The sequence below is a fragment of the Thauera sp. DNT-1 genome (assembly GCF_055393985.1).
On record NZ_AP043752.1, the window covers coordinates 2091368 to 2115349 of the forward strand.

Below are 23982 nucleotides of genomic sequence, written 5' to 3' on the forward strand. Positions count from 1 at the left end.
CTAAAGACGCGTCGGCCGGCATTATCGCCGGTTTCGCGCGGGCCGACCGGGTTCGGGGCCGGTCTGGTCTTCCGTAGGAGCGCCGCAAGGCGCGAACACGGCGCTCATCCGCGTCAGCCCCGTCGATCGGAGAACGGCGGCGCTCGTCTGCGCCAGCCGCGTCGATCGAAGAAAGGCCGCATTCGCGGCTTGCGCCGCTCCTACACCGTCCCCGTCACCGCGACGATCCATGTCACGCCCCCCGAAAGCGCGACGGTCGATGCAGGAGCGCCGCAAGGCGCGAACACGGCCGCGCCGAGACGCCTACGTGGGCTTCGTGCGCTTCGACTGTGGCAGCTCGACGAAGGCGATGCAGTTCACCAGGTTCCACACCGCCAGCATCGCGTACTTGTCGGACTCGTCGGCCGCGACCTCGCCCAGCCACTTCGACGTATCGCTCGCCACGTAGGCTGCCAGCCCCTTCTCGGGGTGCGCGGCGATATAGCGCCGAAGCGCGCGACTGCGCAGCGACGGGGCGATGTCCTCGCCGAGGCGCGTCGCCGCCACGAAACGCGCGAGCTGGCGCTCCTGCTCGTCCTCCGTGATGACCGGCCAGGCCAGCCCGGACTCCTTCATCGCCTGGAAGCAGACCAGCAGCACCCCGACGGCGAACTCGACCTTCTCCATCGGCACCCCGAGCCGGGGCAGCACCAGGATCGAGCCCAGCATGTTCGGCTGCATGCGGAAGATCTCGTCAGCGAGACGCTCTTTCTGCGCGCGGTCCATCGCCTGAACGGCATCGACGACCTTCGCCACCGACTCGGTGGGTGGCGGCGTAGCGTATTCGTCGGCATCCTTTGCTGGCGCAACGGCAATCGTCGTTCGAGCGGAGCGGCTCTTGGTCGGCCTGCTCCGTCCTTCGATTCTGCTCGGTTGCATGCGGAGGGGATGACCGCTCGCCGGAATCCTCAATTCACCCTAACGACCAGTTGCCGACGCTCGCCCCAGACTCAGGGATCGCAGCAGTGAGGACCGAGAGCGGACGTCGACAGCGATCGCGATCACGCCAGGGATGACATCTTCAGGCCGATGATGCCGGCGATGACCAAGCCAAGGCTGATCAATCGGGGGAGGGACACGGGCTCGCCCAACAGCGCCATGCCCACAATGGCGGTGCCCACCGCGCCAATGCCGACCCACACCGCATAGGCTGTGCCCACGGGGAGGTCTCGCATTGCCCAGCCGAGCAGCCCAATGCTTGACAGGAAGGCCAAGGCCGTGCCCACAGAGGGCCAGAAGCGCGTGAAGCCTGCGGTGTACTTGAGCCCAACGGCCCACACGACTTCAAGCAGGCCGGCGACGAATAGAGCGATCCAGTTCATCAGGTTTCCCAATCGTTTTGGGGGCCGTCCCCGATGAAGTACGCGAAGCAAAGTCGTCCCTGCTTCCGCCCACCGCCCGCATGACGGAGGGAAACGAAGATTGCGGCTCTGAGACTCGCCGCCGCATGGTGTGCCATGTGCGTCTTCATGACTCGCGGCGAGCCAGCGCCAGGCAAACGCCGAGCGTCATCATCGTGCAGCCGGATACACGGGTCAGAAGCCGCGCCCGGGTCACCCGCGCGGCGTTCGACTGCAACAGGCGATCGGCACCGAATACCGCCAGAACGTCGACGAAGGTGTTCAGTGCCACGCAGATGCTCCCCAGCAGGGCAAGCTGCGGAGCCAGCGAAGCGTCCGACGTGGTGAATTGGGGGAGAAAGGCGAGAAAGAAGAGCGCGGTCTTGACGTTCATGGCCTCGACCATGATGCCCTCCATGAAGGCGCGGCGAGCGCCTTGGGCGCGGACCTGTCCTGCCGCGACGGACGGCTCCTTGTGCGTCAGCATGCGAATGCCCAGATAGACCAGGTACGCGGCCCCAAGGTACTTGACCAGGTTGAACGCCAAGGCCGATTGGGCGATGAGCAGCGACAGGCCCAAGGCGGCCGCTGCCACATGAACGAGGCCACCGAGGCCGGTTCCCAGACAGGAGGCCAAGCCTTCGGCGCGACCGCCGGCAACGGTTCGGGCCACGACATACGCAATGCCAGGGCCAGGGGTGATCGCCAGGACCAACGCCGCGAAGATGAAGGCGAGAAGCGACATGGAGTGGACCGGCTCAGGGTTGTGGGTTACCGTTGGTGCCAAAGGCCTCGCCGGTCATGCGCGGCTCGGATGAGAGCGGATGCGGGGTGCGGCCATCGCCGTACGACCTGATAACCCGGCCGACAACGATGTGGTACCCGTTTATCCACTTCGCTTGCTTCTGCTTCGCGGCAAGGTGCATCGGGTGATCGATGAGCTGCTGGAGCGCTTCGAGCGAGCGCCAGTAGTAGACGGTCGAGATCAGCCCGGACGCAGGGTTCTCCCATGCCTCTTCGCCCAAGTACCCAGGGATCGCCTTCGCAACCTCAGCGATGGCTTGATCCAGCTGGTGAAACTCGTCGTCGTACTCGCCCTTGGCGAACGTGAACGTGGCGGTATACAAGTCGGTTTGTTCCATCGTCATGCCGATTGCGTCGTTGTTTCTTGCATCGCCTGCGCGAGGCCGAGATTTCCCTGCTCTTCCAGGCCGCGAATGGCACCTTCCCGATCGCGGGCCTGATGATGCTGGCTGAGTTTGCGCTTGCCGTCCAGCCGAGTGAGACGGACCTCGATTCCGACGATCTGGCTCAGCTGTTCCGCCATGAAGTCCGGCGGCGCATCACTCATCTTCCACGGTTCAGGCTGGTTCGCTTCGTGCTGGCGCGTCAGTCGGCCAACGACCGCACGGACGAACTTCGCCTCGTCCCGGACATGAATCGTCCCGTGCGCGTGCACGACCTCGTAGTTCCAGGTCGGCACGCGGCGGTGGGTCTCATGCTTGCCCGGGTACCAGTTGGGCGAGATGTATCCCTGAACGCCCCGGAAAACGACGAGGACGGGGGCGCCGTCGCTCACTTCGCTCCAGACCGGATTTGCCCGCGCAACATGGGCCTGAAGCACGCCGCAGGGGCCTTGTTGTGCGTCGAGCAAGAATGGCAGGTGGTGCGCTTCCAGGCCGGCTGCGGTGTGCGTCACCAGCATGCCCAGGGAATGCTCTCGAACGATGCGGTGAAGTTCCTCAACCCGCGGCTCGGCGAATTGCTTGGGAAGATACATGGGGCGCTCCTGTCCGGATCAAGTGCCGGCACACCCGGCGCGTGCGCTCACTATGCAGGGCAGCCTGCCTGTATAAAATAGCCAGTTCTTGACTATCTGACTGGACCAGTTGCAGCGATGGATAGGGATGAGAACCGACAACGGGGTTCCAGCCGCGCGCTCTACGAGGAAATCAGGGCGCGGATCGCAGATGGCACGTACCGGCCAGGCGCAGCCCTACCGTCGACGCGGGCGCTCGCGGCCGAGCGTGGGCTTTCACGCACGACCGTGTCGCTCGTATACGAGCAACTGGCGTCCGATGGCTTCATCGAAACGCGCGCCGGTGCCCCCAGCCGAGTCGCGGCCGGAGCGGCTCCTGCCGCCCGGCCGGAGCGCGACGCACGAATCAGCGCCGAGGACGGGGGCGGACATCGCCCTGCCGGGCGGCTGTCCGCAATCGGAGCACGCGTGGCCGCCTTGGGACTGCATGAACCGGTCCCGACCGCCGCGGATGAAATCGACTTCGTCTACGGGCCATTGGCCGGACGCGACTTCCCGATCTTGCCCTGGCTGAAGGCGCTGCGCGCGGTCGAACGTCGGCGAAGCGCGCGCCTGGCTTACGAAGACCCGCGTGGCAACCTCGATCTTCGCAAGGCGCTGCAGACGCACCTCAGTCAGTCGCGCGGCTTGTCGTGCTCGGTTGACCAGTTGCTGATCGTAAACGGCTCGCAGCAGGCACTCGACCTCTGCGCACGGCTGCTCATCAGTACCGGCGATCCGGTCGTCGTCGAGAACCCCGGCTATCGGATGGCGCACCACGTCTTTGAAAGCTATGGCGCGCGCCTTCTCCCCGTCGAGGTGGACGGCCACGGGCTGCGGACCGACCTGCTCGCTCAAGTCCCTCGGGCACAGATGGCCTACGTGACACCTACACATCAGTTCCCGCTCGGGGCATTCCTGCCGATCGGACGACGACGTGCGCTCCTGGCCTGGGCTGCCGAACGGGATGCCTGGATCATCGAGGACGACTACGACAGCGAATATCGCTATTCGGTTCGACCAGAACCCACGCTGCAGTCGCTGGATAGCAGTGGCTGCGTGATCCACGTCGGTACGTTCTCGAAGACACTGTCGCCACAGCTCCGTCTGGGCTACATGGTGCTGCCGCCGCGACTGGTGGACGTGTTCTGTGCTGCGAAGCGGCTGGCTGACCGGCACGTGATGACCGGCATTCAGCGGGCGTTGGCGGTGCTGCTGGAGGACGGTAGCTATGACCGTCACGTCCGGCGAATCCGTCGTCTGCAGCATGCACGACAGGCAGCACTCGTTCACGCGCTCACTTCCCACTTGGGCGAGCGCGTCGAGATCCAGGGAGCTGCCAGTGGGCTGCACCTGGTGGTGTGGTTTCGCGCGCTTGCCGCCAAGAAGGAGCCGGTCCTGGTCGAGGCAGCCCGCCAGAAAGGCGTTCGCGTGTATCCGGTCAGCCAGTTCTTTCATCCCGCAGGCCGGGCGGATGCTTCAATTCGTCCGGCTGGTCTGGTCATGGGTTACGCGCTGCTGGAGCGAGATCAGATCGAAGAGGGTGTTCGGCGCCTGGCAGCTGCGCTGCGGGAGCTCGGAAGCGATCGCTTCTGACATCAACTGGCGCCGCTGGCGGGGCGCGCCCACCCTCAGTGTCCGTTTCCATGTCCGATTCCACAATGAAGCGGCCTTAGATCGTGCAAGACTCAGGGGCCGCTCCTGGCCGCATGCCGCTATTGGCAGACACATCCTGATAGCTGTCATTGATCGGCGGTCGAAAGGGATGATGGGTGTCGGGTCTGGCGGAACAACGCCATCCCAAGACTGCGCGGACCAGACCGGTCAACCTGGACGCCCGCGAGAATGAATGCCACGGATCGAACTCCGTCCTGACCTTCGTACCCTTCACCACCGTGATCAACACGAACGCCGGACCCGCGTCGCGTCACAAACATCCGCCTCGCCCGCGGGCGTTCTGCGGCCGTGGTCTTGTGAGGCTAACCCCTCACCCGAACAGCCGCCGATCCCACACCACCGCCTCCGGCGCACCCACCCTCACCCTGGAAAAATCCGGGTGCGCCGGGTTCACGACCGCATTGAACTCCAGCCGCGCCACCACCGACGGCACCACCAGCACCAGGCTTCGCCTCGACGCCAGCCAGTCGTCGCCGAACTGCCGCGCCGCGCCGCTATCTTCTGCATCCCAGCCGTCGGGCAAGCTCGCCTGCTCATGCCGCTCGACCAGCGCATCCTCGTCGGGCACCTCGGCGATCACGATCTGCTGCGTGCCGGGAATGCGTCCGATGCCGGCATGGGCGAGGATCTCGAGCATCGCGCAGGCGGAACTCAAAGAACCATAGATGGCGGGATGCCCCGGGCTGTTCCAGCGCCCGCCCAGCAGCGCGGCGCCGGTTCCGTCCCAGATCGGGTGACGCCGGTCGGCGATGCGGTAGACGCGCATCAGGCGGCGATGCCGTAGAAGAACCTCCACAGCAGGGTCTCGACCCGGCGCGCGCCCAGCTCGGTCATCGCGACCTCGAGCGGAGGCTGCCCGCCCAGCATCGCGTGCGGTGCGTGCAGGAAGGCGAGCGCGTCCTCGTCCGAGTTCCAGACGTGGCGGGCGGTGGCATAGACGCGGGCGAGGCGCTCGATCTTTTCGGATTCGGTGGGGCTGAGACGGTCGCGGCGGCGCTTGAAGGTGGCTTCGGGAACGACGCGGTGGAGCAGGATGCGGCGCTCGTCGGGGTTGCGCCCCAGGCGCTCGACGCCTGCCTTGAGGGCGGCCTTGGGGAGGCCTTCGGCGACTTGCTCGTCGAGTTCGGCAAACGAGTGCGGCGCCGGCGCGAGCGCCATCACTGCGGCGATCTGCTCAGGGGTGACGAGTTGCACGGCGGCGGCTCCGGTATCACATGACGACCTGAATATGGATCATGTGATACCGGATATCAAGTACTACGTCTTCACTCGACAGTGACCGACTTCGCGAGGTTGCGGGGCTTATCCACGTCCGTCCCCTTCACCAGCGCCGCGTGGTACGACAGCAGCTGCAGCGGGATCACGTGCAGCACCGGCGACAGCATGCCGTAGTGCTCGGGCATGTGCAGGATGTGCACGCCTTCCGACTCGGGGATCTCGCTGCCCGCGTCGGCGAAGACGTAGAGCTCGCCGCCGCGCGCGCGGACTTCCTGCAGGTTGGACTTGAGCTTTTCGAGCAGCTCGTCGGCCGGGGACACGGCGATCACCGGCATGTCCTTGTCCACCAGGGCGAGCGGGCCGTGCTTGAGCTCGCCGGCGGCGTAGGCTTCGGCGTGGATGTAGGAGATCTCCTTGAGCTTGAGCGCGCCTTCCATGGCGATCGGCCAGTGGCTGCCGCGGCCCAGGAAGAGCGCGTGCTCCTTGCCGGCGAAGCGCTGCGCCCACTGCTCGATCTCGGGCTCGAGCTCGAGCACCTTCTGCACCGCGACCGGCAGGTGGCGCAGCGCGGCGAGGCGGCGCTCCTCGTCTTCGGCGGACAGGCGGCCGTTGATCTTGGCGAGCGCGAGCGTGAGCAGCGCGAAGGCGGCGAGCTGGGTGGTGAAGGCCTTGGTGGAGGCGACGCCGATCTCGGGGCCGGCGCGGGTGATGAAGCGCAGCGCGGTCTCGCGCACGATGGCGGATTCGGGCACGTTGCAGATCGCCAGCGTGCGCTGCATGCCGAGCGCCTTGGCGTGCTTGAGCGCGGCCAGGGTGTCGGCGGTCTCGCCCGACTGCGAGATGACCACGACCAGGGTGTCGGGGTCGGGGACGGACTCGCGGTAGCGGTATTCGCTGGCGATCTCGACGGTGACCGGCAGCTTGGCGATGGATTCGATCCAGTAGCGCGCGACCAGGCCGGCGTGGTAGCTGGTGCCGCAGGCGAGCACGAGCACGCGGCGCACACCGTCGAAGACTTCGCCCGCGCGCGCGCCGAAGTGCTGCGGGGTGATGCCGGCACCGCCGGCGATCAGCTCCAGCGTCTGCGCCAGGGCCTGCGGCTGCTCGAAGATTTCCTTCTGCATGTAGTGGCGGAACTTGCCGAGTTCGACCGCGTCGGCCGACAGGCTGGAGATGTGCACCTCGCGCTCGACCGGGCTGCCGTCGGAGCGGATGACGATGTAGCTGTCGCGGCGCAGCTCGGCGAGGTCGCCGTCTTCCAGATAGACGATCTTGCGCGTGACCTGCAGCAGCGCGGCGGTGTCGGAGGCGGCGTACATGCCGTCCTCGCCGATGCCGAGCAGCAGCGGCGAGCCGCGGCGCGCGACGATGACGCGGAAGGGGTCGGCCTCGGCGACCACGCCGATGGCGTAGGCGCCGACGAGCTCGTTGGTGGCCTGGCGCACGGCCTCGAAGAGGTCGGTGTTGGCCTGCAGCTTGTAGTGGACGAGGTGGGCGATGGCCTCGGTGTCGGTCTCGGACTCGAAGACGTAGCCCTTGCCCTGCAGGTCGGCCTTGATGGATTCGAAGTTCTCGATGATGCCGTTATGCACCACGGCGAGGCCGCCCGAGATGTGCGGGTGGGCGTTGCGCTCGGAGGGCACGCCGTGGGTGGCCCAGCGCGTGTGCGCGATGCCGATGTGGGCGGAGAGCTGGCGCGCATCGGCGAGCGCAGCGAGCTCGGCCACGCGGCCGCAGGAGCGCAGGCGGGTGAGCTCGCCGGCGAGCACGGCGAGGCCGGCCGAGTCGTAGCCGCGGTACTCGAGCTTGCGCAGGCCCTCGAGCAGGACCGGGACGACGTTGTTGGTTGCGATTGCGGTGACGATGCCACACATGGCGGGGCTTCCTTGTCGGTCTTTGGATTCGGTGCGGAGGGCGGGGCGGGCGAATCGGCTGGCGGAGGGGCTCAGCGCGGCTGCTTGACCGGGCGCTTCCAGTGTTCGAGGCTGATCTGCTTGCTGCGCGACACGGTGAGCTGGCCGGCGGGGGCGTCCTTGGTGAGCGTGGTGCCGGCGCCCAGGGTGGCGCCGCGGCCCACGCGCACCGGCGCGACGAGCTGGGTGTCGGAGCCGATGAAGACCTCGTCCTCGATGATGGTGCGGTGCTTGTTGGCGCCGTCGTAGTTGCAGGTGATGGTGCCGGCGCCGATGTTGACCTTGCTGCCGACGTCGGCGTCGCCCACGTAGGCCAGGTGGTTGGCCTTGGAGTGGTCGGCGATGACGCTGTTTTTGACCTCGACGAAGTTGCCCAGATGCACGTCGGCGCCGAGCACGGTGCCCGGGCGGGTGCGGGCGTAGGGCCCGATCACGCAGGCCTGGCCCATGGTGGTGCTGTCGACGTGGCTGAAGGGCTCGAGCCGGGTACCGGCGCCGATGCGGGCGTCGCGGACGACGCAGTTGGCGCCGATGCGTACGCCGTCGCCGAGCTCGACCTCGCCCTCGAAGACGCAATTGACGTCGATCTCGACGTCGCGCCCGACCGTGAGCGTGCCGCGCACGTCGATGCGCGCCGGGTCGATCAGGGTGACGCCCTCTTCCATCAGGCGGCGGGCGATGTTGCCCTGGTGGATGCGCTCGAGCTCGGCGAGCTGCATCTTGTTGTTGACGCCCAGCGTCTCGGCGAAGGCGTCGGGCTGCACGGTCGTCACCTCGACGCCGTCGGCCACGGCCAACCCGATGATGTCGGTGAGGTAGTACTCGCCCTGGGCGTTGTCGTTGCCGATGCGGCCGAGCCAGGCGCGCAGGTGGCGGACCGGGGCGACCAGGATGCCGGTGTTGACCTCGCGCACCTTGCGCTCCGCGTCGGAGGCGTCCTTCTCCTCGACGATGCGCACCACCTTGCCGGCGGCGTCGCGCAGGATGCGGCCGTAGCCGGTCGGGTTGTCCATCTCGACGGTGAGCAGCGCCAGGCGCGCGTCGCCGGCGGCGGCGACCAGGCGGCGCAGCGTGGGCACGCCGATCAGCGGCACGTCGCCGTACAGCACCAGGGCCACGTGCTCGTCGTCGAGGTGGGGCAGCGCCTGCTGCACCGCATGACCGGTGCCGAGCTGCGGCTCCTGCCGCGCCCAGGCCAGGTCGACGGCATCGAGGCGCTCGCGCACCACTTCACCCCCATGGCCGTACACCACGCAGATGCGCTGGGCGTCGAGCGTGCGGGCGGCATCGAGCACGTGGGCCAGCATCGGCTTGCCGGCGATGGGTTGGAGGACCTTGGGCAGCACCGAGCGCATGCGCTTGCCCTGGCCGGCAGCGAGAACGACGACTTGCATGGTTGATTCCGTGGCGAAATGAGGAGATTCGACAGGTTTCGGGCGCACAACCGACCCCATCCGCGCCCGCAGATCGTAAAAACGCGCGGAGTCTAGCACGCGACCCGCGCAGCCAATCGTGAGCAATCGCATGGTGCGGGCATGAAAAACATCCGCGCCGCAAGGAAACGTGCGTCTGATTGACGCATTGCACAATTCGATTGTTTTAGCGCATGTGGCAGTCACATACAAGGTCTAGAATCGCGTGTTGCAATGCATCCAAGAACGAGAGTTGCCATGAAAGCTCCTGCCGCACAACAGATGATCCAGAACCGCACCTTCGACGAGATCCAGGTGGGCGACTTCGCCCAGCTCGTCCGCACGCTGCGCCCCGAGGACATCCACCTGTTCGCCGCCATGTCGGGCGACGTCAACCCGACCCACGTCGATCTCGAATACGCACGCTCCAGCCAGTTCCGCGAGGTCGTCGGCCACAGCATGTGGGGCAGCACGCTGATCTCCACCGTGCTCGGCACCGAGTTCCCCGGCCCCGGCACGGTGTACGTGTCGCAGGGGCTGAACTTCTGGCGCCCGATCACGATCGGCGACACGCTGACGATCACGGTCACCTGCAAGGAAAAGTTCGAGCACAACCACCACATCATCTTCGACTGCCTGGCGGTGAACCAGGACGGCCTCAAGGTGATCGACGGCATCGCCGAGGTGATGGCGCCGACCGAGAAGATCTCGCGCGCGCGCGTCGTGCTGCCCGAGGTCACCGTGTCCGACCGCGAGCTGCGCTACCGCCACCTGCTGTCGGTGTCGGCCGGCCTGTCGCCGATCCCGATCGCGGTGGCCCACCCCTGCGACCGCGAATCCCTGCTCGGCCCGGTCCAGGCGGCACGCGCCGGCCTGGTCGAGCCGATCCTGGTCGGCCCCGAGTCGCGCATCCGCGCCGTGGCCGAAGAACACGAGATCGACATCAAGGGCCTGCGCATCGTCGACACCGAACACAGCCACGCCTCGGCCGAGGTGGCCGTCGCCCTGTGCCGCGACGGCGGCGCCGAGGCGCTGATGAAGGGCTCGCTGCACACCGACGAGATGATGAGCCAGGTGATCAAGCACCTGCGCACCGGCCGCCGCATCAGCCACGTCTTCCTCGCCGACGTGCCGACCTACCCGCACCCGCTGATGATCACCGACGCGGCGATCATGATCGAGCCCACGCTCGAGGATAAGGTCGACATCATCCAGAACGCGATCGAGCTCGCCCACATCCTCGGCCTGCCCGAACCCAAGGTGGCGATCCTGTCGGCGGTCGAGACCGTGACCTCGAAGATCCGCTCGACGATCGACGCCGCCGCGCTGTGCAAGATGGCCGACCGCGGCCAGATCAAGGGTGGCCTGCTCGACGGCCCGCTCGCCTTCGACAACGCGGTGTCGCTGGTCGCCGCCAAGACCAAGGGCATCAAGTCGGTGGTGGCCGGTAACGCCGACATCCTGGTGGTGCCCGACCTCGAGTCCGGCAACATGGTCGCCAAGCAGCTCGAATATCTCGCCAACGCGCTGATGGCCGGCGTGGTGCTGGGCGCGCGCGTGCCGATCGTGCTGACCAGCCGTGCAGACACCGCCGAGACGCGCACCGCGTCGTGCGCGGTCGTACAGCTGATGGCCCACAAGAAGCGCGAGGCCCTGAACGCATGAAGGCCGTCCTCGTTCTCAATGCGGGCTCGTCGAGCCTGAAGTTCGCGCTCTACCCGGTCGACGGTGACGTGGCCGCCGCGCCGGCGGTGTCCGGCCAGGTCGAAGGCATCGGTGCCAGACCCGAGGTCACCTTCAAGACCGCCGCGGGCGAACGCATCCAGGAGCCGGTGGTGACCGGCGGCAGCCAGGGCGAGCAGCATCGCGACGCGCTCGAGCACGTCTTCGCGCTGCTCGTCCGCCACAACCCGGCGCTCGACATCGTCGCCGCCGGCCACCGCATCGTGCACGGCGGCGAGCACTACAGCGCGCCGACCCGGCTCGACGAGGCGGTGCTGCGCACGCTCGACACCTTCGTGCCGCTCGCCCCGCTGCACCAGCCGCACAACCTGCGCGCGGTGCGCGCGGTCGCCACGCTGATGCCGCAGGTGCCGCAGGTGGGCTGCTTCGACACCGCCTTCCACCGCACCCAGCCGGCGGTCGCGCAGGCCTTCGCGCTGCCGCGCAGGCTGTCGGCCGAGGGCATCAAGCGCTACGGCTTCCACGGCCTGTCCTACGACTACGTCGCGCGCCAGCTGCCGGAAGTGGTCGGCGAGCGCGCCCGCGGCGCGGTGGTGATCGCCCACCTCGGCAACGGCGCGTCGATGTGCGCGCTGCGCGACGGTCGCAGCGTCGCGTCGACGATGGGCTTCACCGCGGTCGAGGGCCTGATGATGGGCACCCGCACCGGCAGCCTCGACCCCGGCGTGATGCTCTACCTGATGGAGCAGAAGGGCATGGACGCCAAGGCGCTCACCAGCCTGCTGTACAAGGAATCGGGCCTGCTCGGCGTGTCGGGCATCAGCCAGGACATGCGCACCCTGCTCGCCTCCGACGCCCCCGAGGCCAAGGAAGCGGTGGACCTGTTCTGCTACCGCATCGCGCGCGAGCTCGGCTCGCTGGCTGCGGCGGCGGGCGGGCTGGACGCGCTGGTGTTCACCGGCGGCATCGGCGAGCACGCCGCGCCGGTGCGCGAGAAGGTGGCCGCGCTGGCGGCGTGGATGGGCATCGAGGTCGACCCCGCCGCCAACGCCGACCACGCCCGCCGCATCGACACCGCGGCCAGCCGCGTCGCGGTCGCCGTGGTGCCGACCAACGAAGAGCGCATGATCGCGCGCTACACGGCGGAGACGCTGGGGCTGTAGGCGGCGCGGGCGGCGCGCATCGGCCAGCGCCGGCGCGCCGCGCTTCATCCATCGGCCGGATCGCGACTTGCGTCGCTCCCACAAGACCCTCGCCGGATCGCGACTCGCGTCGCTCCTACAAGACCCTCGCCGGATCGCGACTCGCGTCGCTCCTACAAGACCCTCGCCGGATCGCGACTTGCGTCGCTCCCACAAGACCCCGCCGGATCGCGACTTGCGTCGCTCCTACGCCCCGCATGCGGGCACGGGGGTCGGGGGCGCTGTGGGAGCGACGCAAGTCGCGATCGCGGCCTCTCGACCCGCGCAGTCCGCCCTCCCCGCGCGATCCTTTCGCCCCAATCCACCCGGGTATTCCCGCCTTGGGCATACCCTGCGGCCGGTGCTACCGTCATGCTCCCCAGCACGACGGAGCACACCATGAAAAGGCAAACCCTCCTCGCCACCGCGCTCATGATGGCGGCGTTCGGCGCCCTGGCGAAGCAGCCGGTCGACACCGGCCACGGCGGCGCGGTCGCCACCATCTCGCACGAGGCCAGCCTGGCCGCGATGCAGATCCTCGATGCCGGCGGCAACGCCATCGACGCCGCGGTGGCCGCGGCGGCCGCGCTCGGCGTCACCGACCCGTTCAGCTGCGGCATCGGCGGCGGCGGCTTCATGCTGATCTACTCCGCGAAAGACCGGCGCGTGATCGCCATCGACCACCGCGAGGTCGCCCCGGCGAGCTTCCACCCCGGCGTCTTCCTCGACGCCGAGGGCAAGGAGATGGACTGGAAGGCCACCGTGCCCAACGGCATCTCGGTCGGGGTGCCCGGCACGGTGCGCGGCTGGCACGAGGCGCTGACGCGCTACGGCACGATGGGCTTCGACAAGGTGCTCGCGCCCGCCATCCGGGTGGCCGAAGAAGGCTTCGCGGTCGGCCCCAACTTCCACCGCATCAACAAGATCAACGAGGCCAAGTTCGCGCGCTTCTCCACCGCGTCGGCGCTCTACCTGCAGGACGGCAAGGCGCTGCCGGTGGGCACGCGTTTCCGCAACCCCGAGCTCGCGCAGACCTACCGCGATATCGCGCGCGGCGGGGTGAAGGCCTTCTACGAGGGCCCGATCGCGGCGAGCATGGTGGCGGCGGTGAACCACCCGCCGGTCACGCCCGGCACGAGCGTGATCGCCGGCGGCCTCACCATGGCCGACCTGAAGGACTACGAGGCGCGCATCCGTCCGCCGATCCGCTCGACCTATCGTGGCTACGAGATCCACGGCATGCCTGCGCCCTCGAGCGGCGGCATCGCGATCGCGCAGGCGCTCAACCTGCTCGAGACCTTCGACCTCGCCGGCAAGCCGCGCGCCGAGATCGAGCACCTCTACCTCGAGGCCTCGCGCCTGGCCTTCGCCGACCGCAACGCCTACGTGGCCGACGAGGAGTTCGTGGATGTGCCCAGGGACGGCCTGCTGTCGAAGGCCTACGCGCGCGAGCGCGCGCGGCAGATCGGCGCCCGCGCGGCGCCGGGCAAGGTCGCGGCGGGCGACCCCTACCCCTTCGAGGACGACCGCTCGGTGCCGCTGCGCCCGCAGCCGAAGCCGCTCGCGCAGGAGTCGATGCATACCACCCACCTCACGGTGTCCGACCGCGAGGGCAACGTGGTCGCCTACACCTTCACCATCGAGGACTGGGGCGGCAGCGGCATCGTGGTGCCGGGGCGCGGCTTCCTGCTCAACAACGAGCTCACCGACTTCGACTTCAGCGGCCCCCACCCCAACCTGCCCGAGGCCTTCAAGCGCCCGCGCTCGAGCATGAGCCCGACCATCGTGCTGAAGGACGGCGCGCCCGCGTTCACGATCGGCTCGCCCGGCGGCTCGACCATCATCACCACCGCGCTGCAGACCATCGTCAATCACGTCGACCTGGGCATGAGCCTGGCCGACGCGCTCGCCGCCCCGCGCATGAGCCAGCGCAACGGCGAGACGACCCTGGTCGAGACCCTGCTTGGCTTCCCGGGCAGCGAGCAGGCCAAGGCGCTGGAGGCGAAGGGCCACAAGTGGCGCGAGACCGACCAGATCGGCGCCGCCAACGCCATCCGCTTCAACCCCGACGGCACGGTGACCGCGGTCAGCGAGCCGCTGCGCCACGGCGGCGGCAGCGCGATCGTGCAGAAGCAGTGAGGCGGCACCGGCCCGGGCGCGAAGACCAGGCCGCGCGGCGCGAATCGCGGCCGCGGCCTGCCGGGGGCGCCTGCAGGGCCGGCGTCCTTGTCGAAACCGAACCTTCAGGCCGGCTCGCCGTGGAAGCGGAAGCCGCCGCGGCCATCGTGCTTGACGGCATAGAGCGCGGCGTCCGCGCGGCGCTGCAGTTCCCCGGCGTCGGCGTCGTCCTGCGGACCGAGGGCGATGCCGACCGAGGCGCCGATGTGCGCGACGCCCTCGCCGAGCTCGAAGGGCAAGGCCATGGCGGCGCAGATGCGCTCGGCCACCTCGGCGGCATCCTCGCGGCCGCCGACCTCGCCGAGGATCACCGCGAACTCGTCGCCGCCCAGGCGCGCCACCGTGTCGGAGGCGCGCACGCACAGTTCCAGGCGGCGGCCGACCTCGACCAGCAGCGCGTCGCCGGCGAGGTGGCCGAAGCGGTCATTGACGCCCTTGAAGTGGTCGAGGTCGACCAGCATCAGCGCGAAACGCTCGCCATGGCGTAGCGCGCTGGCGATCGCCGACTGCAGCCGATCCTCGAACAGGCGGCGGTTGGGCAGGCCGGTGAGCGCATCGTGGTTGGCGCGGAAGCGCAGCTTCTCCTCGGTCTGCTTGCGCGAGGTGATGTCGGTCATCGTGGCGACGAAGCCCTCGGGCGCGTCGGCCTCGCCGATCCGCACCGCCGACATCCACTGCACGTACAGGTCGCCGTCCTTGCGCCGGTTCCACACCTCGCCCTGCCAGCGTCCGGCGGCGGCCAGCGTGGCGAGGAGCTCGCGGAAGAAGGCCCGGTCGTGGCGCCCCGAGCCGAGCATGGACGGCTTGCGGCCAAGGACTTCTTCGGCCGCGTAGCCGGTGATTTCGCAGAAGGCGGGGTTCACCTGGACGATGCGCAGCGCGGCGTCGAGCAGCATGATGCCCTCGGCGGCACTGTCGAAGATCGCGCGGTAGCGCGACTCGCTCGCCGCCAGGCGCTGCTCGCTGCGCCGGTGCAGGTCGACCTCGCCGGCGAGGCGGCGGTTGGCCTCGGCGAGTTCGACGGTGCGCCGCTCGATCAGACGCTCCTGCTCGGCGTTGATCCGCCGCACCTGGACGACATGGCGCCGGTTGGCACGCAGCAGGCCGTGCATCAGGCCGGCGGCGAGCAGCCCGGCGAGCAGATAGACGAAGACCGCGCGCATGCGCAGCTGATCGCGCCGGGCGATCAGCACCTCGGCAGGCATCGTCACCGAGATGCCGCCGCGGATGTCGCCCACCTGGTAACCCTGCTCTGCATGACACTGCAGGCAGGGCTCGCGCACCAGCAAGGGTGCCATGTAGCGATGCGCCGGGCCGCTTCCGCCCTCGCCGCCGCCCTCCACCAGCGCCAGCACCTCGGTCTCGCCGGCCTCGAACCGCGCGAGCGCCATCGCCTCCCAGGCGTCGGGACGGTTCTCGGGTCGGATCGGCTTGAGGCTGGTGAGGTGCAGGCTCGCGCCCTCCGCGTGCAGGGCGAGGTCGGCGATCTGCCGCGTCATGTAGGCCGGGTTGACCATGGTCAGGCGCACGCCGTCGGTGGTCTGCAGGTCGCGCGCCGGGTGCTTCAGCCAAGGGTTCGGCTGGGTGCTCTCGTCCACCACGACATACACCCCGCCATGCCTGGCGTTCCACTCGCGGGTGGTCTGGATCAGCGAGAACAGCGCCGCACCGCGTTCGCGGGCGATCGCGACGACGCTGCGGTCGATCAGCCGCCATTCGAGCACCAGCAACGTTCCGAACAGCAGCGCGCCGCAGAGGTAGATGAGCGCGACGACGCGCAGGGGATGCGCATCGCCGGATGCGGACTCCGACGCCATGTCATCGCCTCCGGTGGTCATGCTTCATTCTATGGAGAAAGCGCGCATGGAAGCGTGACACCTTTCCTCACGCGGGGCAGGCGGGATGAAGCGGCGTGCCGTCCTCGGCCTCCTCGCCGAGGAAGCCGCCGCTCTGGTGCGCCCACAGCCGCGCATAGAGGCCGCCGCGGGCGAGCAGGCTGTGGTGGTCGCCCTCCTCCACGATGCGGCCCTTGTCCATCACCACCAGGCGATCCATCGCCGCGATGGTGGACAAGCGGTGCGCGATCGCCACCACGGTCTTGCCTTCCATCAGGCGATACAGGCTGGCCTGGATGGCGGCCTCGACCTCGGAGTCGAGCGCGCTGGTGGCCTCGTCGAGCAGCAGGATGGGCGCGTCCTTCAGCATCACGCGCGCGATCGCGATGCGCTGGCGCTGGCCGCCGGAGAGCTTCACGCCGCGCTCGCCGACGTGGGCGTCGTAGCCGCTGCGACCCTTGGGGTCGGTAAGGCCGAGGATGAACTCGTGCGCCTCGGCCCGCTTCGCGGCGGCGATCATGTCGGCGTCGGTGGCGTCGGGGCGGCCGTAGAGGATGTTGTCGCGCACCGAGCGGTGCAGCAGCGAGGTGTCCTGGGTGACCATGCCGATCTGCGCGCGCAGGCTGTCCTGCGTCACGCCGGCGATGTCCTGGCCGTCGATCAGGATGCGGCCCTGCTCGAGATCGTAGAAGCGCAGCAGCAGGTTCACCAGGGTCGACTTGCCCGCGCCCGAGCGCCCGACCACGCCGATCTTCTCGCCCGGACGGATGGTCAGCGTGAAGTCGTCGATCACCCGCCGCGCCTGCGGCCCGGTGGCGCCGTAGGCGAACACGAGCCGCTCGAAGCGCACCTCGCCGCGGCTCACCACCAGCGCCTTGGCGTCGCTGCGGTCGACCACCGCATGCGGGCGCGACAAGGTGTTGATGCCGTCCTGCACGGTGCCGACGTTCTCGAACAGCGAGGCCATCTCCCACATCACCCAGTGCGACATGCCGTTCAGGCGCAGCGCCATCGCGGTCGCCGCCGCCACCGCGCCGACCCCGACCTCGCCCTGGCTCCACAGCCACAGCGTCGTGCCGCCGGTGGCGAGGATCAGCCCCATCGACAGGCTGTGATTGACGATCTCGATGCCGCTCACCAGGCGCATCTGCGCATGCACGGTGCCGAGGAACTCCTGCATCGCGCCGCGCGCGTAGCCGGCCTCGCGGCCGGCGTGGGAGAACAGCTTGACGGTGGCGATGTTGGTGTAGGCGTCGGTGATGCGCCCGGTCATCAGCGCGCGCGCGTCGGCCTGGGCGCGCGACACCTTCGACAGGCGCGGCACGAACCAGCGCAGCGCCAGCACATAGAGCGCCAGCCAGCCGAGGAAGGGTGCGAGCAGCCAGGCGTCGAAGCTCGCCACCACCGCGGTCATGGTGAAGAAGTAGATGCTCACGAACACCAGGATGTCGGTAAGGATCAGGCAGGTGTCGCGCACCGCGAGCGCGGTCTGCATGACCTTGGCCGACACCCGGCCGGCGAACTCGTCCTGGTAGAAGCTCATGCTCTGGCCGAGCATCAGGCGGTGGAAGCGCCAGCGCAGCCGCATCGGGAAGTTGCCCGCCAGGCTCTGGTGCTTGAGCAGGGTCTGCACCGCCACCAGCACGATGCTGCCGAGGATGATGGCCGCGAGCAGCAGCAGGGTTCCGCCTTCGTCCGCCCACAGGCGCGCGGGCTCGACCGCGGCCAGCCAGTCGACCACGCGGCCGAGCATGGCGAACAGCAGGGCCTCGAAGGCGCCGATGGTCGCGGTGAGCAGCATCATGCCGAGGATGAAGGGCCGCATGCCCTCGGTGCCCGCCCACAGGAAGGCGAAGAAGCCGCGCGGCGCGGGGCCGGGGGCGGCTTCGGGATAGGGGTCGACGCGGCGTTCGAACCAGCTGAAAGGCACGGCGGCTCTCCGTGATGGGTCCGGCCTGTGACCGGCCGGATGGGCCGCGGGTGCCCGCGGCAAAGCAAAAAGCCCCGCGCGTGGCGGGGCGGGGTTCGCGGCTGCCGCCACCCGCGCAGGAGGGCGGCGGGCCGGGCTTACATGGTCGGCGCGCTGCTGCGGATCAGGTGGTCGAAGGCGGACAGCGAAGCCTTGGCACCTTCGCCCATGGCGATGATGATCTGCTTGTACGGCACCGTGGTGCAGTCGCCGGCGGCGAAGATGCCCGGCACCGAGGTCTGGCCCTTGGCGTCCACGATCACCTCGCCGAAGCGCGACAGTTCGAGCGTGCCCCTGAGGAAGTCGGTGTTGGGCAGCAGGCCGATCTGCACGAAGATGCCTTCGAGCTCGAGACGGTGCTCGGCGTTGGTCTTGCGATCCTTGTACACCAGGCCATTCACCTTGTCGGCACCGGTGACCTCGGTGGTCTGCGCGCTCTTGATCACGCTGACGTTGGGCAGGCTGTAGAGCTTCTTCTGCAGCACGGCGTCGGCGCGCAGGTCGTCGGCGAACTCCAGCAGGGTCACGTGGGCGACCACGCCGGCGAGGTCGATCGCGGCCTCGACGCCGGAGTTGCCGCCGCCGATCACCGCCACGCGCTTGCCCTTGAACAGCGGGCCGTCGCAGTGCGGGCAGTAGGCCACGCCCTTGCCGCGGAACTCCTTCTCGCCGGGCACGTTCATCTCGCGCCAGCGCGCACCGGTGGCGACGATCACGGTCTTGGCCTTGAGGCTGGCGCCGTTCTCCATCTTCACCTCGTGCTGGTTCTCGCCCGGCACCACGCCGGCAACGCGCTGCAGGTTCATGACGTCGACTTCGTATTCCTTGACGTGCTCCTCCAGGCTGGCGACCAGCTTGGGGCCTTCGGTGTACTTCACCGAGATGAAGTTCTCGATCGCCAGCGTGTCCATGACCTGGCCGCCGAAGCGCTCGGCCACCACGCCGGTGCGGATGCCCTTGCGCGCGGCGTAGATCGCCGCCGCCGCGCCGGCCGGTCCGCCCCCCACGACGAGCACGTCGAAGGCCGGCTTCTCGGAGAGCTTCCTGGCGTCGCGCGCCGCGGCGCCGGTGTCGACCTTGGCGAGGATCTGGCCGAGCTCGAGGCGGCCCTGGTCGAACTCCTCGCCGTTCAGGTACACCGTCGGCACCGCCATGATCTGGCGCTCCTCGACTTCCTTCTGGAACAGCGCGCCATCGATCATGGTGTGGCGGATCTTCGGGTTGAGCACCGCCATCAGGTTGAGCGCCTGCACCACGTCCGGGCAGTTGTGGCAGGACAGCGAGATGTAGGTCTCGAAGTTCAGCTCGACGTCGAGGTTCCTGATCTGCTCGATCACCTCGGCCTCGACCTTGGGCGGGTAGCCGCCGGCCTGCAGCAGGGCGAGGATCAGCGAGGTGAATTCGTGGCCCATGGGCAGGCCTGCGAAGCGCACGCGCGCCTCGCCGCCGCGCGGTCCGACCGAGAACGAGGGCTTGCGTTCGTCGTCATCGCGACGCTCGACCAGGGTGATCAGCTTCGACTGCTCGGTGACGTCGTGCAGCAGCTCGAGCAGTTCCTTCGACTTCGGACCATCATCCAGCGACGCCACGATCTCGATCGGCTGCGTCACCCGCTCCAGGTAGGCTTTCAGTTGAGTCTTGATGTTGGCGTCCAGCATGATGGTCACTCCCCTTCTGTTTTGCGACCGCCGCTGTTTACGGCAGTCCGGATACGACGCAGCCGGCGCGTGGCCGGCTGCGGAGCTTGCGCCCCGGACCACGGCGGTCCGGGGAAAGGTGCAGCACTGCCTTAGATCTTGCCGACCAGGTCGATCGACGGGGCCAGCGTGGCTTCGCCTTCCTTCCACTTCGCCGGGCACACTTCGTTCGGGTGCGAGGCGACGTACTGGGCGGCCTTGAGCTTGCGCACGGTCTCGGTCACGTCACGGGCGATGGCGTTGTCGTGCACTTCCATCGTCTTGATGACGCCTTCCGGGTCGATCACGAAGGTGCCGCGCAGGGCCAGGCCGGCTTCCTCGATATGCACGCCGAAGGCGCGGGTCAGCTGGTGGGTCGGATCGCCGACCAGCGGGAACTTGGCCTTGCCGACGGCCGGCGAAGTCTCGTGCCAGACCTTGTGCGAGAAGTGGGTGTCGGTGGTGACGATGTAGACCTCTGCGCCGGCCTTCTGGAACTCGGCGTAGTGCTCGGCCGCGTCCTCGATCTCGGTCGGGCAGTTGAAGGTGAAGGCGGCCGGCATGAAGATCACCACGGACCACTTGCCCTTCATGCTCGCATCGGAGACTTCGACGAACTTGCCGTTGTGGAAGGCCTGGGCTTTGAACGGTTGAACCTGGGTGTTGATCAGCGACATCTGTAATCCTCCAGAAGGGTTGTTGGAACGGTTCGGTGCAACTCGATGGAGCAAAGTTTAGACCGGTTCCTTGAATTGCTCTAATTGATTATGGAGATCCAGTCGATTGGAGGTCCCTATGGACTCGCGATTACCGGAGTGCATCGTCGATCGCGCCGCCACCGCCCGGGACAACGTCCGCGGGCAGCGTGCAAACGACGATCGAATGTAACTGGGGACGGATGACGAAAGTTCAAGTGCCGGCGAGATGCCGCCGCACCGAGATCGCCGCGCCCAGCCAGCCGAGGAAGGCCGCGAAGGCGACGATCGCCAGGCTGGCCTCGGGCTCGGGCCCGCTCAGCGCGAAGACGGCGCCGTAGGTCTCGGCGAGCCGCGCCACCGGGGCGGCGAGCGCCTCGATGCCGAGCGCCATGGTGCCGAGCGCGACGAGACCGCCGAGCGCGCCCTGCAGGCCGCCGAACCAGTAGAAGGGGCGGCGGATGAAGGGATCGGTGGCGCCGAGCAGCCGGCTCACCGCGATCTCCTGGCGCTGGGTGAGGATCTGCAGGCGAATGGTGTTGAAGGTGACCACCACCAGCGCGAAGCCGAGCAGGCCGGCGAGCATCAGCACCGCCGAACGTCCAAGCCCGAGCAGCGCATGCAGGCGCTCGACCCAGGCCGAGTCGAGCTGCACGTGCGCCACCTTGGGCCAGGAGCGCATGCGCTCGGCCATGCGCTCGAACAGCGCCGGATCCTCGCGGCGCGGCGCGAGCACGAAGGCGTCGGGCAGCGGGTTGGCCTTGAGCCCGCCGAGCACGTCGCCCAGGCCTGCAGCCTCGAGCTGGCGCAAGCCCTCGTCGCGTGGCACGAAGCGGTAGCTGGCGAGTTCGCTCTCGCCTTTCAGGCGCTGCTCGATCGCGGCGACCTCGGCCGCGCCGGCGTTCATGTCCAGGAACAGGCTGATCTCGGGCGTGCCGGAGACGCCGCGCGCCAGCGAGCCGAGGTTGTCGAGGAGCAGGTAGCCGCCGCCCGGCAGCGACAGCGCGATGCCGACCACCAGTGCCGACAGCAGGGTGCCTACGGGCTGCGACACCAGCCGGTGCAGTGCGTGACGGATCGCACGCAGGTGCAGGTAGAACCAGTTGATCACGCCGCAACCTCCTCCTGCGCCGGCCGTCCGCCCGGGCGCGAGTCCTCGACCAGCTGCCCCTTGGCCAGCACGAGCCGGCGCGGCCGGCTGGCGGCGAACAGGCTGGCGTCGTGGGTGGACACGAGCACGGTGACGCCGGCCTGGTTGAAGGAGCGGAACAGTGCCGCGATGTCGGCGGCGTAGGCGGGGTCGAGGTGGGCGGTGGGCTCGTCGGCGATGAGGATCGACGGCCGGTTGACGATCGCGCGCGCGATCGCCACGCGCTGCTGCTCGCCGCCCGACAGACCCGCCGGCATCTCCTTGCCACGCCCGTCCAGGCCCACGCGCTCGAGCGCGGCCGCCACCCGCTTCGCGGCGTCGGCCGCGGGGTGGCCGGTGATCACCAGCGGCAGCATCACGTTGTCGTAGACGTTGCGGTCGAACAGCAGCCGGCTCTCCTGCAGCACCAGGCCGAGGTTGCGGCGCAGGTAGGGGATGGCCGTGCGCGGCAGGTGCGACACGTCCTGACCGTTGATCAGCACACGACCGGCGGTCGGGCGCTCGATGACCGGGATGAGCTTGAACAGCGTGCTCTTGCCCGCGCCGGAATGGCCGGAGAGCACGACCAGCTCGCCATGGCGGATCTCGAAGCTGACGCCCGCCAGCGCCGTGTAGCCGCCCGCATAGCGCTTGGCCACGTCCTCGAAGACGATCATCTGCGCGCTTCCGCTCCCGCCTTGACCGCACCGGCACCCGGCTCGAAGAGCGCATCGACGAACTCGCGCGCCTTGAACGGCTGCAGGTCGTCGATGCCCTCGCCGACGCCGATGAAGCGCAGCGGCTTGGGGCACTGGCGCGCGATCGCCGCCAGCACGCCGCCCTTGGCGGTGCCGTCGAGCTTGGTGACCACCAGGCCGGTGACGCCGATCGCCTTGTCGAAGGCCTTCACCTGGGCGAGCGCGTTCTGGCCGATGTTGGCGTCGAGCACCAGCAGCACCTCGTGCGGCCCGCTCGGGTCGGCCTTGGCGATCACCCGGCGCACCTTGGCGATCTCTTCCATGAGGTGGAGCTGGGTGGGCAGGCGGCCGGCGGTGTCGGCGAGCACGACGTCGATCTTGCGCGCACGTGCGGCGTTGATGGCGTCGAAGATCACCGCCGCGGCGTCGCCGCTGTCCTGCGCCACCACGGTGACGTTGTTGCGCTCGCCCCAGGTCATCAGCTGCTCGCGCGCGGCGGCGCGGAAGGTGTCGCCCGCGGCGAGCAGCACGCTCTTGCCATGGGCCTGGAAGTACTTGGCCAGCTTGCCGATCGAGGTCGTCTTCCCGGAGCCGTTGACGCCCGCGATCATGATGATGAAGGGGCGATGACCTGCGACCTCGAGCGGCGCTTCGAGCGGCGCGATGATCTCGTGCAGGCCGTCGGCGAGCGCCTTCTGCAGCTGGTCGGCGGTCTCCAGGCGGTCGCGCTTCCAGCGCCGGCGCAGGTCGTCGATCAGGTGCTGGGTGGCGTCGACGCCGCAGTCGGCCATCAGCAGGGTGGATTCGAGCTCCTCGAGCAGGTCCTCGTCGATCTTGCGCAGGCCGAACAGGCTCGCCAGCCCTCCGCCGATCTGGTTTCGAGTGCGCGCGAGGCCGGCCTTGAGGCGCTCGGTCCACGACTTCTTCGCGACCGCGGCGGCGGCCGCGGACGGCTCCGGCTCCGGCTCCGGCTCCGGTTCGGCTTCGGGTTCGGGTTCGGCTTCGGGTTCGGACTCGGCTTCGGGTTCGGACTCGGCTTCGATCGCCGGCTCGACCGCGACGGGGGCTTCGGGCGTCGGCTCGCCCGAGGGCTCCGGCTGCGGCTCGGGCACGGCTTCGGCTGGCGCCTGCGCAGCGGGCTCCGGCTCGGCAAGGGCCGCCGCCTCGGCGGCCGGCTGCGCAGGGGATTCGGGCAGCGCAGCGGGCTCGACGGGCTCTGCGGTCGCGTCGATCTCCGCCGCGTCGCGACGCGCAGCCTCGGCCACCGAGGCCTCCGCGGGCGCTTGCGGCGCCGGCGCGCCGGCGAGGTCTTCGGCGCGGACCTCGGAGGCAGTCTGCTCCTCGGCAGCCTGCTCGGCGGGCCTGGCCTCGTCGACAGACTTGCCGAACTTCTTCTTCAGGAAACCAAACATGAAACGCTCGGGTCAGAGGGGACGTTTTGCGTCGGCGCACGCGGCCCGGCAAGCATGGGCGCGCACCGCCGATCACGCTAAGATGCGGCTCCCCGGCACTGGCTGCGCCATGCGCAGCGGGCCTCGCGG

Annotated in this window: 20 protein-coding genes; 4 read left to right on the top strand and 16 right to left on the bottom strand. The window is 68.8% G+C overall.

Annotated elements, in window-relative coordinates:
• Positions 1–303: 303 nt before the first annotated feature.
• From ACZ5PP_RS09680 to ACZ5PP_RS09700, 5 genes are all read right to left on the bottom strand, one after another.
• The gene (locus tag ACZ5PP_RS09680) at positions 304–795 is read right to left on the bottom strand and encodes a hypothetical protein (protein WP_464827005.1); all 492 of its coding nucleotides are present in this window, start codon (positions 793–795) and stop codon (positions 304–306) included.
• Between the two features lie 245 nt (positions 796–1040).
• On the bottom strand, positions 1041–1361 hold the full coding sequence (gene sugE / locus ACZ5PP_RS09685) for a quaternary ammonium compound efflux SMR transporter SugE (RefSeq protein ID WP_445334236.1): 321 nt from the start codon (positions 1359–1361) through the stop codon (positions 1041–1043).
• Between the two features lie 145 nt (positions 1362–1506).
• Positions 1507–2124 (bottom strand): LysE family translocator, encoded by a 618-nt coding sequence (locus ACZ5PP_RS09690; RefSeq protein ID WP_445334235.1) that lies wholly within the window; start codon positions 2122–2124, stop codon positions 1507–1509.
• A 13-nt stretch (positions 2125–2137) separates the two neighbouring features.
• Positions 2138–2527, bottom strand: a complete 390-nt coding sequence (locus tag ACZ5PP_RS09695; RefSeq protein ID WP_445334234.1) for an antibiotic biosynthesis monooxygenase family protein — start codon at positions 2525–2527, stop codon at positions 2138–2140.
• Positions 2524–3159: an FMN-binding negative transcriptional regulator gene (locus tag ACZ5PP_RS09700; protein WP_445334233.1), complete on the bottom strand. Its 636-nt coding sequence runs from the start codon at positions 3157–3159 to the stop codon at positions 2524–2526. The genes ACZ5PP_RS09695 and ACZ5PP_RS09700 overlap by 4 nt, the downstream gene beginning before the upstream one ends.
• Positions 3160–3276: 117 nt before the next feature.
• Between ACZ5PP_RS09700 and pdxR the strand changes: the two genes are divergently transcribed.
• On the top strand, positions 3277–4773 hold the full coding sequence (gene pdxR / locus ACZ5PP_RS09705; RefSeq protein WP_445334232.1) for a MocR-like pyridoxine biosynthesis transcription factor PdxR: 1497 nt from the start codon (positions 3277–3279) through the stop codon (positions 4771–4773).
• Between the two features lie 391 nt (positions 4774–5164).
• Here pdxR and ACZ5PP_RS09710 read toward each other — a convergent pair whose 3' ends face one another.
• The 4 genes from ACZ5PP_RS09710 to glmU all read right to left on the bottom strand — a co-directional run bounded on the left by ACZ5PP_RS09710 (position 5165) and on the right by glmU (position 9379).
• A complete protein-coding gene (locus ACZ5PP_RS09710) occupies positions 5165–5620 on the bottom strand; it encodes an RES family NAD+ phosphorylase (RefSeq protein ID WP_012586033.1) in 456 nt (151 codons plus the stop codon).
• A complete protein-coding gene (locus ACZ5PP_RS09715; RefSeq protein WP_004299248.1) occupies positions 5620–6048 on the bottom strand; it encodes an antitoxin Xre/MbcA/ParS toxin-binding domain-containing protein in 429 nt (142 codons plus the stop codon). Before ACZ5PP_RS09715 ends, ACZ5PP_RS09710 begins: the two co-directional genes overlap by 1 nt.
• Positions 6049–6119: 71 nt before the next feature.
• The gene (gene glmS / locus ACZ5PP_RS09720) at positions 6120–7946 is read right to left on the bottom strand and encodes a glutamine--fructose-6-phosphate transaminase (isomerizing) (RefSeq protein ID WP_012586034.1); all 1827 of its coding nucleotides are present in this window, start codon (positions 7944–7946) and stop codon (positions 6120–6122) included.
• Positions 7947–8017: 71 nt separating this feature from the next.
• On the bottom strand, positions 8018–9379 hold the full coding sequence (gene glmU / locus ACZ5PP_RS09725; protein ID WP_464827006.1) for a bifunctional UDP-N-acetylglucosamine diphosphorylase/glucosamine-1-phosphate N-acetyltransferase GlmU: 1362 nt from the start codon (positions 9377–9379) through the stop codon (positions 8018–8020).
• 276 nt (positions 9380–9655) lie between these two features.
• Between glmU and ACZ5PP_RS09730 the strand changes: the two genes are divergently transcribed.
• The 3 genes from ACZ5PP_RS09730 to ggt all read left to right on the top strand — a co-directional run bounded on the left by ACZ5PP_RS09730 (position 9656) and on the right by ggt (position 14400).
• Positions 9656–11062: a bifunctional enoyl-CoA hydratase/phosphate acetyltransferase gene (locus tag ACZ5PP_RS09730; protein WP_273423109.1), complete on the top strand. Its 1407-nt coding sequence runs from the start codon at positions 9656–9658 to the stop codon at positions 11060–11062.
• Positions 11059–12243, top strand: coding sequence for an acetate/propionate family kinase (locus ACZ5PP_RS09735; protein WP_276660804.1), 1185 nt, complete (start codon positions 11059–11061; stop codon positions 12241–12243). Before ACZ5PP_RS09730 ends, ACZ5PP_RS09735 begins: the two co-directional genes overlap by 4 nt.
• A 417-nt stretch (positions 12244–12660) precedes the next feature.
• Positions 12661–14400: a gamma-glutamyltransferase gene (gene ggt / locus ACZ5PP_RS09740; RefSeq protein ID WP_464827007.1), complete on the top strand. Its 1740-nt coding sequence runs from the start codon at positions 12661–12663 to the stop codon at positions 14398–14400.
• Positions 14401–14504: 104 nt separating this feature from the next.
• Here ggt and ACZ5PP_RS09745 read toward each other — a convergent pair whose 3' ends face one another.
• The 7 genes from ACZ5PP_RS09745 to ftsY all read right to left on the bottom strand — a co-directional run bounded on the left by ACZ5PP_RS09745 (position 14505) and on the right by ftsY (position 23853).
• Positions 14505–16256 carry a diguanylate cyclase domain-containing protein gene (locus ACZ5PP_RS09745; RefSeq protein ID WP_464827008.1) on the bottom strand — a complete coding sequence of 584 codons (1752 nt, stop codon included), beginning with the start codon at positions 16254–16256 and terminating at the stop codon, positions 14505–14507.
• 67 nt (positions 16257–16323) lie between these two features.
• A complete protein-coding gene (locus tag ACZ5PP_RS09750; RefSeq protein ID WP_004299304.1) occupies positions 16324–18204 on the bottom strand; it encodes an ABC transporter ATP-binding protein in 1881 nt (626 codons plus the stop codon).
• A 137-nt stretch (positions 18205–18341) separates the two neighbouring features.
• The gene (ahpF, locus tag ACZ5PP_RS09755) at positions 18342–19901 is read right to left on the bottom strand and encodes an alkyl hydroperoxide reductase subunit F (RefSeq protein ID WP_004299305.1); all 1560 of its coding nucleotides are present in this window, start codon (positions 19899–19901) and stop codon (positions 18342–18344) included.
• Positions 19902–20032: 131 nt separating this feature from the next.
• The gene (ahpC, locus tag ACZ5PP_RS09760) at positions 20033–20596 is read right to left on the bottom strand and encodes an alkyl hydroperoxide reductase subunit C (protein WP_004299307.1); all 564 of its coding nucleotides are present in this window, start codon (positions 20594–20596) and stop codon (positions 20033–20035) included.
• A 232-nt stretch (positions 20597–20828) separates the two neighbouring features.
• Positions 20829–21725, bottom strand: coding sequence for a permease-like cell division protein FtsX (ftsX, locus tag ACZ5PP_RS09765; RefSeq protein WP_004299309.1), 897 nt, complete (start codon positions 21723–21725; stop codon positions 20829–20831).
• Positions 21722–22420, bottom strand: a complete 699-nt coding sequence (locus ACZ5PP_RS09770; protein ID WP_004299311.1) for a cell division ATP-binding protein FtsE — start codon at positions 22418–22420, stop codon at positions 21722–21724. Before ACZ5PP_RS09770 ends, ftsX begins: the two co-directional genes overlap by 4 nt.
• On the bottom strand, positions 22417–23853 hold the full coding sequence (gene ftsY, locus ACZ5PP_RS09775) for a signal recognition particle-docking protein FtsY (RefSeq protein ID WP_346765743.1): 1437 nt from the start codon (positions 23851–23853) through the stop codon (positions 22417–22419). The genes ACZ5PP_RS09770 and ftsY overlap by 4 nt, the downstream gene beginning before the upstream one ends.
• Between the last annotated feature and the right edge of the window lie 129 nt (positions 23854–23982).